Origin of the sequence: Mesorhizobium sp. M4A.F.Ca.ET.020.02.1.1, from assembly GCF_004022645.1 — a bacterium.
Taxonomy (GTDB): Bacteria; Pseudomonadota; Alphaproteobacteria; order Rhizobiales; family Rhizobiaceae; genus Mesorhizobium.
In genome coordinates this window covers 1-10,992 of record NZ_RZOI01000124.1, presented here as the reverse complement: position 1 = coordinate 10,992, position 10,992 = coordinate 1, and the positions used below count along the sequence as shown (strand labels likewise).

General features: G+C 63.5%; 14 protein-coding genes and 1 tRNA gene. 7 read left to right on the top strand and 8 right to left on the bottom strand.

The features are described 5' to 3' along the window. Together EN742_RS11065 and EN742_RS40220 are read left to right on the top strand one after the other, a co-directional pair. A partial coding sequence (locus EN742_RS11065) for an ABC transporter ATP-binding protein (RefSeq protein WP_348632857.1) occupies window positions 1-1,571 on the top strand: 1,571 nt, incomplete at its 5' end. Continuing rightward, window positions 1,531-1,656: a hypothetical protein gene (locus tag EN742_RS40220; protein ID WP_348632856.1), complete on the top strand. Its 126-nt coding sequence runs from the start codon at window positions 1,531-1,533 to the stop codon at window positions 1,654-1,656. The genes EN742_RS11065 and EN742_RS40220, both read left to right, overlap by 41 nt. A gap of 70 nt (window positions 1,657-1,726) precedes the next feature. On the opposite strand, the gene EN742_RS11060 is transcribed toward EN742_RS40220, so the two are convergent. From EN742_RS11060 to EN742_RS11040, 5 genes are all read right to left on the bottom strand, one after another. Continuing rightward, the gene (locus EN742_RS11060; RefSeq protein WP_126054324.1) at window positions 1,727-2,038 is read right to left on the bottom strand and encodes a PilZ domain-containing protein; all 312 of its coding nucleotides are present in this window, start codon (window positions 2,036-2,038) and stop codon (window positions 1,727-1,729) included. 105 nt (window positions 2,039-2,143) lie between these two features. Further along, window positions 2,144-2,632: an NUDIX hydrolase gene (locus EN742_RS11055; protein ID WP_126054325.1), complete on the bottom strand. Its 489-nt coding sequence runs from the start codon at window positions 2,630-2,632 to the stop codon at window positions 2,144-2,146. Between the two features lie 209 nt (window positions 2,633-2,841). Continuing rightward, a complete protein-coding gene (gpt, locus tag EN742_RS11050) occupies window positions 2,842-3,342 on the bottom strand; it encodes a xanthine phosphoribosyltransferase (protein WP_027145490.1) in 501 nt (166 codons plus the stop codon). A gap of 149 nt (window positions 3,343-3,491) precedes the next feature. Beyond that, a complete protein-coding gene (locus EN742_RS11045; RefSeq protein ID WP_126054326.1) occupies window positions 3,492-4,325 on the bottom strand; it encodes a universal stress protein in 834 nt (277 codons plus the stop codon). Window positions 4,326-4,406: 81 nt separating this feature from the next. Continuing rightward, complete coding sequence (locus EN742_RS11040) at window positions 4,407-5,150, bottom strand: competence/damage-inducible protein A (RefSeq protein WP_128332802.1); 744 nt, start codon at window positions 5,148-5,150, stop codon at window positions 4,407-4,409. Between the two features lie 136 nt (window positions 5,151-5,286). Between EN742_RS11040 and EN742_RS11035 the strand changes: the two genes are divergently transcribed. Next, the gene (locus tag EN742_RS11035) at window positions 5,287-5,943 is read left to right on the top strand and encodes an alpha/beta fold hydrolase (RefSeq protein ID WP_245455456.1); all 657 of its coding nucleotides are present in this window, start codon (window positions 5,287-5,289) and stop codon (window positions 5,941-5,943) included. After that, complete coding sequence (locus tag EN742_RS39295; RefSeq protein ID WP_245455457.1) at window positions 5,940-6,254, top strand: hypothetical protein; 315 nt, start codon at window positions 5,940-5,942, stop codon at window positions 6,252-6,254. The genes EN742_RS11035 and EN742_RS39295 overlap by 4 nt, the downstream gene beginning before the upstream one ends. A 450-nt stretch (window positions 6,255-6,704) precedes the next feature. Here the strand turns inward: EN742_RS39295 and EN742_RS11025 are convergent, their stop codons facing one another. From EN742_RS11025 to EN742_RS11015, 3 genes are all read right to left on the bottom strand, one after another. After that, window positions 6,705-6,944 (bottom strand): DUF2188 domain-containing protein, encoded by a 240-nt coding sequence (locus tag EN742_RS11025; protein ID WP_126054328.1) that lies wholly within the window; start codon window positions 6,942-6,944, stop codon window positions 6,705-6,707. 31 nt (window positions 6,945-6,975) lie between these two features. Beyond that, window positions 6,976-7,254, bottom strand: coding sequence for a DUF982 domain-containing protein (locus tag EN742_RS11020; RefSeq protein ID WP_126054329.1), 279 nt, complete (start codon window positions 7,252-7,254; stop codon window positions 6,976-6,978). A gap of 76 nt (window positions 7,255-7,330) precedes the next feature. Continuing rightward, entirely contained in the window at window positions 7,331-8,434 is a 1,104-nt protein-coding gene (locus EN742_RS11015) for an NADH:flavin oxidoreductase/NADH oxidase (protein WP_127405831.1), read from the bottom strand. 154 nt (window positions 8,435-8,588) lie between these two features. On the opposite strand from EN742_RS11015, the gene EN742_RS11010 reads away from it, so the two are divergent. From EN742_RS11010 to EN742_RS11000, 3 genes are all read left to right on the top strand, one after another. Then, window positions 8,589-9,167 carry an NUDIX domain-containing protein gene (locus EN742_RS11010; RefSeq protein ID WP_127405832.1) on the top strand — a complete coding sequence of 193 codons (579 nt, stop codon included), beginning with the start codon at window positions 8,589-8,591 and terminating at the stop codon, window positions 9,165-9,167. Window positions 9,168-9,250: 83 nt separating this feature from the next. Beyond that, window positions 9,251-9,336: transfer RNA gene (locus EN742_RS11005), tRNA-Leu, on the top strand. A gap of 280 nt (window positions 9,337-9,616) precedes the next feature. Continuing rightward, window positions 9,617-10,513, top strand: coding sequence for an ankyrin repeat domain-containing protein (locus EN742_RS11000; RefSeq protein ID WP_126054331.1), 897 nt, complete (start codon window positions 9,617-9,619; stop codon window positions 10,511-10,513). The last annotated feature ends 479 nt before the right edge of the window (window positions 10,514-10,992 follow it).

Below are 10,992 nucleotides of genomic sequence, written 5' to 3'. Positions count from 1 at the left end.
GCCATTGGCGGCGCCAGCCGTGGCGGCTTTCGCTGATCATGGCCGCCTTCCTTTTGTCGACGCTGGCCGATGTGCTGACGCCGCTCTATTCCGGACGGCTGGTCGACGCCGTCGCCAGCAGTGGTGCTGCCGACGACGTCGCCTGGAACGCGGCAATCTCAGCCTTCTGGATGCTGGTCGCCCTGGCGCTGACCGGCGTCGTGCTGCGCAACGCCGCCTTCATGGCCATCGTCGAGCTGACGCTGAAGATGATGGCCGACATCGCCGCCGACGCCTTCCACCGCGTCCAGCGTTTTTCCACCGACTGGCATGCCAACAGCTTCGCCGGCTCGACCGTGCGCAAGATCACGCGCGGCATGTGGGCGCTCGACCTGCTCAATGACACGATCCTGATCGCACTGTTGCCGTCGGTCGTCATGCTCGTCGGCTCGACCCTGCTGCTCGGCTGGTTCTGGCCGCTGATGGGCGCGGTGGTCGCCGCTGGCTCTGTGCTGTTCATCATGGTGACGGCGATGCTGTCGCTTGGCTATGTCGCGCCGGCGGCCCGGCTCGCCAACACATGGGATACGCGCCTTGGCGGTTCACTCGCCGATGCGGTGAGCTGCAATGCCGTGGTCAAGGGTTTCGGCGCCGAGGCGCGCGAGGAAGCGCGTCTTGCCTGGGTCGTCGCCAAATGGCGCGCCCGCACCCGCCGCACCTGGGTGCGCGGCACCGTCAACGGCACCACGCAGGGCACGATGCTTCTGCTGCTGCGGACGGCTGTGATCGGTCTGGCGCTGATGCTGTGGGCGTGGGGCGAGGCCAGCGCCGGCGACGTCGCCTTCGTGCTCACCTCGTTCTTCGTGCTGCAGGGCTATCTGCGCGACATCGGCACGCATATCCGCAACCTGCAGCGTTCGATCAACGACATGGAGGAACTGGTCGACTTCCAGGCCGAACCGCTCGGCATCGAAGACCGGACGACCGCGGGGCCGATCCGCATCAGCGATGGAGGCATCAGCTTCGACAAGGTCACCTTCCACTATGGCAACCATCGGCTGCCGCTCTACCGCGATTTCTCGGTCGAAATCGCGCCCGGCGAGCGCGTCGGGCTGGTCGGCCATTCCGGTTCGGGCAAGACGACCTTCGTCAAGCTGATCCAGCGCCTCTACGATGTGAACGCCGGCAGGATCCTGATCGACGGCCAGGATATTGCCGAGGTGGCGCAGGCATCACTGCGCGCGCAGATCGCCATCGTCCAGCAGGAGCCGATCCTGTTCCACCGCTCGCTGGCCGAGAACATCGCCTATGCCCGGCCCAGCGCCACGCAGCCCGAGATCGAGCATGCGGCGCGGCGAGCGCCAGCGGGTGGCGATCGCGCGTGCCTTCCTCGCCGACGCGCGCGTCCTGATCCTCGACGAGGCGACGTCCAGCCTCGATTCGGAATCGGAGGTGCTGATCCAGCAGGCGATGGAGCGGTTGATGGTCGGCCGCACGACGCTGGTCATCGCCCACCGGCTGTCGACCGTCAGGGCGCTCGACAGGCTGCTGGTGTTCGATCGTGGCCGCATCGTCGAGGAGGGCTCGCATGACCAGCTGATCCGGCTGAACGGCGGCATCTATCGCCGCTTGTTCGAACGCCAGGCGCTCGAGCTGACCAAGGGTCTGGTCATCTGACGTGAAAGAGGGCATCCACTCGCTCCGGACGCCCTTCAAATCGACACAGAGGCAAGGCCCGCTGAGGCGATCAGCCGTAGTGCAACTTCGGCTTCGGCTCGGTGCCGGTGAACTGGACGCCGACGCGATCGTTGCGGCGCCAGCGGACCTCCGATCGGTAGGCGACGCCGTCGACCGGTACATAGAGCAGGAAGCGATCGGGAACGCGGGCGTCCGGCGCGACCTTCAGCTCGGCGCCGCCCTCATTCTGGTTGCGCAAGGTGCAGCTGATCTCGGAATTCTTGATGCCGGTGATGATCGAACCGCCCTTGAGCACGCGCTGGCGGTGCTTGCGACGGCTGTCGCTGGAATTGTTTTCGAGTGGTTGTGTGGTGTTGGTCATCGCCAAGTATGCCAGGGCAGCCGAATCGATCTTAGAGGTCATACTGGCGCGCGGCAATGACCGGTCCGAAGCATGGCTCCGCCGTGCCGGTGTTAGGCGGTCAATTCACGCGAATTTGCGCGGATTGGCGCAGAAATGGGCGATGATCTGGCAGAGGTCCGGCTCGTTGACCATGCGCACGGCTTCGGTCGAGTTCACCCATTTGCGGGTGCGCGCCCGCTTTTCCTTCCAGCGGTCGGCAACGCGGTCGACCCGCAGCGGGAAGACCAGCACCTCGCAAGGCACTTCCTCGCCGGAAGCGAGTGCCTTGGCATAGAAATAGCGGCCGGCTTCGAGATGGGAGACCGTGCCGCGCAACCCGGCTTCTTCGCCGGCCTCGCGCGCCGCCGCCTCGCAAAGCGGCTCCTTGGCTTCCGGCCAACCCTTGGGCAGCACCCAACGGCCGGTGTCGCGGCTGGTGATCAGCATGATCTCGACGCCATCGCCGGCCTCGCGCCAGGGCAAAGCGGCAACCTGCAGGCGGCACGGCGCGGTGCCGAACAGTCGCCGGACCCTTTCGGCTAGATGATAGTGCGTCGTTGGCCTCGTCAACATTGGAGAAGCTAGCCCCAGCCCTCGAACTCGTTGTCGCCTTAAGAAACGAATCTTACGACCGATTATACGCAACAAAAGTAAAAAACTTCACAGGAACTTGTTGAATTCCACCAAGAAAAGTCGATCACGCGAAACAGGGCTCTCGGCGCTCCTTGCTCGCGTAGCAAAAAAATGCACGCTGAATCGTTTCAGTAGAATATCTAACCAGGTCAGCCGGCGTGATCGTCGGCGATCGGCTTCTGGTAAGTGAAGCCCATATCCCAGGGAAAGTAGATCCAGGTATCCTGGCTGACCTCGGTGACGAAGGTATCGACCAGCGGTCGCCCCTTCGGCTTGGCGTAGACGGTGGCGAAATGCGCCTTAGGCATCATGGCGCGTACGATGCCCGCGGTCTTGCCGGTGTCGGTGAGGTCGTCGATGATCAGCACACCGGCGCCGTCGTCGGCGAGCAACGCCGGCGTGATTTCCTTCAGAACCTGCAACTGCCCCTGGCTGGTGTAGTCGTGATAGGAGGCGACGCAAACCGTCTCGATGACCCGGATGCCGAGCTCGCGCGAGATGATGGCGGCTGGCACAAGGCCGCCGCGGGTGATGCAGACGATCGCCTTCCACTGCCCCTTGCTGGCGCCGGCAAGCCGCCAGGCAAGCGCGCGGGCGTCGCGGTGGAACTGGTCCCAGGAGACCGGGAAGGCTTTTTCGGGAAGGGACATTTTTCGCGCACTCCGCAACACGCGACCAGGCGCGTGACGACATCCAAGGGGAATGCAGGCGGAATTAGCGGGAAAATGCCGCCCTTGGCAAGGTGGCGGCTAGCGATACCGGTGGACTTAACGCCGCGCTTGCTTTGAACGGCGTTAGGTCATCTAGACAGGAAGGCCGCCACTGGCGCGGTGCGCAGCACCGTGCGTGTCACGCCGCCGAACAGCAGTTGGCGCAGCCAGGAATGGCTGTAAGCACCGAGCACGAGCAAGTCGGCGCCGGTCTCGGCGATGCGTGTCTGGATCAGGTCATCGACGGAACCGCCGTTCGACCTCTGCACCGAGACGCTGACGGTGGCGCCGTGCCTGGAGAGCGCCGCGGCGATCTCGGCGCCGGCGGCCTCCGGGGCTTCGTCCAGCGTCTCCGGCGGATCGATGATCAATATGTCCGTCTTCTCCGCCTCGCTGATGAAGGGCAGGGCGTCGAAGGCGGCGCGTGCGGCCTCCTTGCTGCCGTTCCAGGCCAGGAGCACACGCTTGAAGGTTGTGATGAGGGGGCCTTCATGCGGCACCACGAGCACGGGCCGTCCGGCATCATAGACCAGCGTGTCGACATCGGCGCTCGGATCGCCGCCGGTGTCGCGCTGGGCGGCGATGATCAGGTCGGCTGCACGGACGCTTGAAATGCCGGTCAGCGCGCTGTCGCCGGAAAAGCTCTCGAGGCTGCGCCACTCGAAGGATAGGCCCGACGCTTCGATGCGCCTCAGGAAAAGCGCTTCCAGCTTGTCGGCGCGTTCCCGGTTCATCTCGGCCGACACCTGCAGGAACTCGGTGTCCGGAAAGCCGGTCGCCGAGGTGTAGGGGACTGGAAGCGCCTCGGCATGGATGCCGACGAGATGGCTTTGAAAGCGGTCGGCAAGCGGGATGGCGCAATCGAGCACGCGCTCGGCGTCCTGCTCGTTCTGCAATATGGCGACGATGGTCTTGAAGCGCATGGCAATCCCTCATCTTGCGGCGATCGAAAATCGCCTGCGACAAACGCTAGAGGAGCGCGCTTGGTTCCGGAATGACCTGGATCAACCGGCCGCCTTGGCGAGACCGGCCACCATGGCTTCGACATCCCTGCGCGCGGCCTCCAGCGCTTCCTCGCTGCGGGCGCGCACGACGAGTTCGGTCCAGAACTTGCCGTCGCCATATTTCGGGTAAGAGCCGATGATGGTGTCGGAATGCGCCTTCTGGATATCGGCCAGGGGGCCGCCGATCAGGCCCTCGCCGAACGGGCACTGGACCGTCACCGACAGCATTTTGGTCCCCGCCTTCAGCGTCGGCACGACATTGTCGAGCATGGCCTGGAAGATCGACGGCACGCCGGCCATGACATGGACGTTGCCGATGCGGAAGCCCGGCGCGATAGACACCGGATTGTTGATATGGTCGGCGCCACGCGGCATGCGCGCCATGCGCTTCCTCGCCTCGGTGTATTCAATGCCGCGCGCGGCATAGCTCGCTTCCAGCATCGCATAGGCCTTGGCGTCGTATTCGCATGGCACGCTGAACGCCTTGGCGATCGAATCGGCGGTGATGTCGTCATGCGTGGGGCCGATGCCGCCGGTGGTGAAGACGTAGGTGTAGCGAGCGCGCACGGCATTGACCGCGGCGACGATCTCGTCCTCCTCGTCGGCAACGATGCGCACTTCCTTCAGGTCGATGCCTATGGCCGTCATGATGTCGGCAAGGTGGCCGATGTTCTTGTCCTTGGTCCGGCCCGACAGGATCTCGTCGCCGATGACGAGCATGGCGGCGGTGACAATTTCAGGCATGGCTGGCTCCGGCAAACAGGGTCGCCTGAGATAGCGCGGCGATGGGCCGCCGGCAATCAGCCAGCACTATGCCACGGCGGCGCCTTGCAGCGACATCTGCGGCGGGTAATCTGCCTCGGTCTGCTGCGGGTGGAAGATGTCGATATCGATTCTGTGGTGGCTGCTCGGTGGCGTGGTCGTGCTGGCGGTCGTGGTGCTTCTTTTTTTGGTGCTGGCGACATGGTGGATCGCCGCCAAGGCGAAACGGCTGGTGCCGGCGCGCGGAACGTTTGTCGAGATCGACGGCAACCGCATCCATTATGTCGAGGAAGGCGAGGGCAGGCCGATCGTTTTCCTGCATGGGCTAGGCGCCCAGCACCATCATTTCCGCCACACGCTGTTCGGCCGTTTTGGCCCCGGATATAGGCTGATCGCGCTCGACCGTCCGGGCTCTGGCTATTCGGTGCGGGCTGGCGACGCCACCGGGCGACTGCCCGAGCAGGCCGAAATCGTGCGGCGCTTCATCGACAAGCTGGGGCTGGAGAAGCCGCTGGTCGTTGGTCATTCGCTGGGCGGCGCAATCGCGCTGACGCTGGCGGTGGAGCACCCCGGGAGGATTTCGGGCATCGCCTTGCTCGCACCCCTGACGCATCTGGAAACCAGGGTGCGCCAGAAATTCGACCTGCTCTACGTTCCTTCGCGGCTGCTGCGCCGGATCATGGCGTATACGGTGGCGATACCGTTGAGTTTGAAATACGCGGAGCCGACAATGAGGTTCATCTTCGCGAGCAGGCCGTTCCAGGTGACTATATGACCGGAGGAGGCGGCTGGCTCGGGTTGCGGCCCGCCCATTTCCATGCAACCTCGACCGATGTTGTTGCGGTGGAACAGGATCTCGGCCGCATCGAGCAGCGCTATGGCGAGATCGCCATGCCTGCCGGCATTTTGTTCGGCACCGCCGACCGCGTCATTGGCATGGCTGTCCATGGCCAACCGATGCGGGACAGGCTCAAAGGGCTCGATTTCGAGGCCGTCGACGGCGTGGGCCACATGCCGCAATTCATCGAGCCGGAGCGCGTCGCCGCTTTCGTCAGGCGCATTGCCGAGCGGGCGTTTGCTGGCTGAACATCACCCAGCCCTCACGACAATTCACTGAACCTTCGACGTGACCATCGGGTCTGACCCATGTCGCATCAGGGAGCAAAACCAATGATGATGAGACTGCTTGCAGCCTCGGCTTTGACGATCGGCCTCGCCACATCGGCATTGGCCCAGTCGGCCGAGACAACGTCTGGAAGCCATCGCAACTGGCTGTTCGAAACGAAGACACGTTCCCCGTCGATCGCAACACCACGGCCAGCATTGCCGGCAGCGATGCGTCAGGCCTGAACACGCTGGGCAACCCCGACCCGGCCGGGTCCTGCGCCTCTAGCACGTCCGGACCCGACGCCGTTGCCGGGCAGAAAGTCAACGATCAGTATTGCGGCAAGTAGACCGCACGCTTTCCAAGTGGCGGCAGGATGCCCTGGCGGGTATCGGCGGCCGCTGCGGCAAGGGCCGCGCCAGGAGCAGACGCTAGTCGGAAACTTCGGTTTGTGGCCGATCCCGGCCGTCGGCCAGTTCGTCGTGCCAATTGCCTTCGGCGTCCTCGTACTGGATGCCGTCCGTGGCGCCGGCGATCTGCTGCTCGGCCGAAGCGATCTCGGCGGCGCGCAGCGCGTCCTGGTGGGTAGGAAACGTCTCCGAAAAGGTCGCACCGACCTTGTAGGCCCAGCCGCCATCGTGCTCGACGATCTTGTAAGTCAGCTTCGCCATGAAGTCCTCCGGTTGAAAAGCCCCCTTTTGCTCAATGCAGCCGATCGTCGGGCAAGCGGTCGTCGGGCACCAGCACTTCCGATTCCTTGGCCGCTTCGATCAAGGCCCGGCGCGCATCCGCCGTCGAACGATATCCTTCCAGCACTTTGAGGCAAGTGTCGACGGCATCACGATGCCGCGGGCCGCGATTGAGCGGCCAAACCGTCATCAGGCATTCCGCCGCTTCTTTTGTGCTGCGGATCTGGCGATATTTGCCGACATGGCCGAGTTCGACCACCACCGGCTTTTCAAAAGGCTTGCTGTCCATCATGGCCGCAAACGCAAAGCAGCCAATTTGGTTGCAATCGTGTCTTCCAGGCTGCGCCCAAACGTCTCAGCGAAGTTGGTCAGCCCGCCGCCTTCATCCAATGCCGCATCGTCGTCACCGAGCGGGCAAGCTGCGGCGCCGGGTGGATTTCCTCGCCGAAGGTGGCCGCGGCCCGCCATCCCCAGCGTGGATCGGCGAGGAAGGCGCGCGCCAGCGCCACCATGTCGGCCTGGCCCTCGGCAACGATCGCCTCGGCCTGCTTCGGATCATCGATCAGGCCGACGGCTCGGGTCGGGATGCCGGCGCCCTTGCGCACCGCTTCCGCCAGATGCACCTGGTAGCCGGGGCCCGACGGCAGCTGCTGCAGGGGGGAATTGCCGCCGCTCGAGCAGCAGAGATAGGCGATGCCCTCGGCCTTCAACGCCTTGGTGACCGCGATGGCGTCCTCGACATCGAAACCGCCTTCGACCCATTCCTTGACCGACAGACGCGTGCCGATCATCAGCCCGGGGACGGCTTGCCGAACCGCCCTGGCGATCTCCAGGACAAAGCGCATGCGGTTTTCCAGCGAACCGCCCCAGCGATCGGTGCGCTGGTTGGAGAGCGGCGACAGGAATTGGAAGATCAGGTAGCCGTGCGCGGCGTGCAGTTCGATGAAGTCGAAGCCGGCGCGCTCGGCACGCCTCGCCGCATCGGCGAAACGCTCGATGACCTGCAGGATCTCGTCTTCCTCCAGCGCGTGCGGCACCTGCCAGCCCTTGTCGTAGGCGATGGCCGAGGCTGACACGATCGGCCATTGATCCTCGCCGGCCGCGAGCGGACCGCCGCCTTCCCACGGCTTGCGATTGGAGGCTTTGCGGCCGGCATGGGCAAGCTGGGTGCCGAATTTCGTGCCGGGCGCGGCGACGCGTCTTGCCGCGTCCAGCGTTCGCCGGGCAGCGGCTTCGTTGTCGTCGGAATAGAGGCCGAGGCAGCCATGTGTGATGCGGCCGCGCCGCTCGACGTCGGTCATCTCGACGGTGACCATGCCGGCGCCGGACATGGCGAGGTTCATCCAATGGTATAGATGCCAATCGCTGGCGGAACCATCCTCGGCCGAATACTGGCACATCGGCGCGACTGCGATGCGGTTGGGGAAGGTGAGGCCGCCAAGCGTGATCGGCTGGAAAAGCGATGAGGTCATGAAAGGAGCTCCGGCAGGGGATGCTGTAATTTAGGCAAGGGCGCCGGCACGCACCAGACACGAGGCGGTGAAACCTGCTTCTGGCCCAATCGCTGGCCGGATTGCATGAGCGCCGGTTCGCGGCTACGCCTTGCCGCCGGCACAGGAGTTCATCATGGAAGATCGCATTCGCATCCGCTCGGAAGAGGTGCTGTCCGACGACTGGGCGGTCCTGAAGAAGACGGTGCTCGATTATCGCCGACGCGACGGGCAGTGGGAGACGCAGATCCGCCAGACCTACGATCGCGGCGATGGCGCGGTGATTCTGCCCTTTGATCCCGCTCGCTCGACCGTGCTCTTGGTGCGGCAGTTCCGGTATCCGGCCTATGTCACCGGCCATCGCGAGCCCCTGATCGAGGCCTGCGCCGGCCTGCTCGACGAGAACGACCCGGAAACCTGCATCCACAAGGAGGCGGAGGAAGAGCTCGGCTACCGGCTGAAGGACGTCGAGCGGCTGTTCGCGCCCTATATGAGCCCGGGCAGCGTGACGGAGCGGCTCTGGTTCTTCGTCGCGCGCTACACGCCGGCCGACCGCATCTCGGCCGGCGGCGGCGCGCCGGAAGAGGGCGAGGACATCGAGGTGCTGGAGATGACGCTCGACGACGCGCTGGCCGGCATCGCCGACGGGCGCATTGTCGATGCCAAGACGATCATCCTGATCCAGCACCTGAAATTGTACCCGATCGCAGCCTGAACGCGGCTGCCGGACGCTCTGCATTTACGCGTCCGCACATGGGCGGTTGACGTTTCGGCCCGAAGCCCCGAAAAGCAACGGGCGCGGACGTGGCGGAACTGGTAGACGCAAGGGACTTAAAATCCCTCGATCTCTGATCGTACGGGTTCGATTCCCGTCGTCCGCACCATCGCACTGGCGCGATCACGGAATTACGCTCAGCGCCCACCTTGCTAAGTTCCTCTGGCGGCGGACTTGATCCGCCTAGGGCCGGCGTCTTACCCCAAAGCCCCCCGCCCAACAGGCGCCGGCCTCTTTTTGTCAGAGATTATTGCGATCACTCCTCGCGAAACTCCTGGTTCTGTTCCGTTAGCGGTCGCTGAAATACCTTGTCGCGATTGAGCATTCACCCTAAACTCTGCCCTTCTCAAAGCGTGCCCAGTCCTCCGGTTTGACACAGGGGGTAGCGAATGCGCCGCGTTTTGCTTTTGCTTCCATTGGTGCTTTTGCACCTTCCGATTGCAACGCATGCCGCCGCTATCCACGACGCCGCCACGAAGGGCGATGTCGCGGCGATCACCGCAGCGCTCGACGCAGGTGCTGGCGTTGATGAGAGCGATGGGAAAGCGACACCACTCTATCTTGCGGTTAAGAGTGGGCATTTTGCGGCGGCAAAACTGCTCATGGATCGCGGTGCCGACGTCAACGCCGCCCCGACACCGCTTTTGGGTCCTGCTCTCATGCCGGCTTTGGCAAAACGCAGGATCGACTTGATCAAACTGTTGCTGGACGGAGGCGCAAATCCAAATTCGAAGCGCAGCCGCGAAAACGCTATCCACATCGCGGTCAATCTGGGTTGCCTCGATTGCGTGAGGGCACTGGTCGAGGCCGGCGCGGACGTCAATGCGAAGACAAAGGACGGCAAGACGCCGCTCCATCTGGCAAAATTCAAGGGGCTACGCGAAATCGCTGACTATCTCATGTCGCACGGCGTCATCTTGCCAACGCCGTCTCCGATCTCGATGAAGTTGGCTACCGCCGATATTGAGAAAGGCCGAACCTCCTTCACCCGACTATGTGCCGGTTGCCACAATGTCGAGCCACAGGGAGGAACCAAGACGGGGCCGAACTTGTGGAGCGTCGTCGGCCGCGATAAGGCCTCTATGACAAAAATGCGTTATTCCGACACCTTGCTGGGCTGGGAAGGCGTGTGGACGTACGAGGACCTGAACAAATATCTGCTTGAGCCCATGGTCACTACGCCAGGCGTTTACATGGAGATGCCCGGTGTTCCGGATGAGACTGAACGGGTCAATCTGATCGCCTACTTACACACACTCAGTGACAAGCCGATCCCGCTGCCCTGAACCCCTCGTCCTACCCCAGGAGGGCTTGGCCGGGTCGCTGTGTAAGGTCGTAATCGCGCATCAACCGACCTCCCGATACCTACTCCGATTTAGCAATCTCTCAGCTATGGACTCGATTGCTGTGTGGAAGCATTCTCGGCGCTCGGGGAGAGAAGGGCGTGGATAAATTAAACATAGGGGCTGATCAGGCTAAACGCTGGCGAGACCAGGCCCTGCGCGGTCGGAGGAGGCGCCTTTCGCGCGGCGCCGTGTCGTGGGCGCTGATCCTGGTGGCGATAATCATTCTCTGCGGTCTGATTGTGCTGAAAGCCCACTAGTAAGCGTCACTTCAGGCTTTGCGTGGCACTTTGGACACCCAAGGGTGGACACACAGAGAGACTTAAAATCACTCGATTTCCGATCGTACGGGTTCGATTCCCGTCGTCGCATCATGGTACTGGCGCGATCGCGGAATTACCCTTTTCGCCCATGTCGTTAGG

Bases quoted from the DNA above. Each gene is read 5' to 3' on its own strand.
- EN742_RS11060 (WP_126054324.1), bottom strand. From the start codon at position 2,038: ATGACCAACACCACACAACCACTCGAAAACAATTCCAGCGACAGCCGT.
- EN742_RS11055 (WP_126054325.1), bottom strand. From the start codon at position 2,632: ATGTTGACGAGGCCAACGACGCACTATCATCTAGCCGAAAGGGTCCGG.
- gpt (WP_027145490.1), bottom strand. From the start codon at position 3,342: ATGTCCCTTCCCGAAAAAGCCTTCCCGGTCTCCTGGGACCAGTTCCAC.
- EN742_RS11045 (WP_126054326.1), bottom strand. From the start codon at position 4,325: ATGCGCTTCAAGACCATCGTCGCCATATTGCAGAACGAGCAGGACGCC.
- EN742_RS11040 (WP_128332802.1), bottom strand. From the start codon at position 5,150: ATGCCTGAAATTGTCACCGCCGCCATGCTCGTCATCGGCGACGAGATC.
- EN742_RS11035 (WP_245455456.1), top strand. From the start codon at position 5,287: ATGTCGATATCGATTCTGTGGTGGCTGCTCGGTGGCGTGGTCGTGCTG.
- EN742_RS39295 (WP_245455457.1), top strand. From the start codon at position 5,940: ATGACCGGAGGAGGCGGCTGGCTCGGGTTGCGGCCCGCCCATTTCCAT.
- EN742_RS11025 (WP_126054328.1), bottom strand. From the start codon at position 6,944: ATGGCGAAGCTGACTTACAAGATCGTCGAGCACGATGGCGGCTGGGCC.
- EN742_RS11020 (WP_126054329.1), bottom strand. From the start codon at position 7,254: ATGATGGACAGCAAGCCTTTTGAAAAGCCGGTGGTGGTCGAACTCGGC.
- EN742_RS11015 (WP_127405831.1), bottom strand. From the start codon at position 8,434: ATGACCTCATCGCTTTTCCAGCCGATCACGCTTGGCGGCCTCACCTTC.
- EN742_RS11010 (WP_127405832.1), top strand. From the start codon at position 8,589: ATGGAAGATCGCATTCGCATCCGCTCGGAAGAGGTGCTGTCCGACGAC.
- EN742_RS11000 (WP_126054331.1), top strand. From the start codon at position 9,617: ATGCGCCGCGTTTTGCTTTTGCTTCCATTGGTGCTTTTGCACCTTCCG.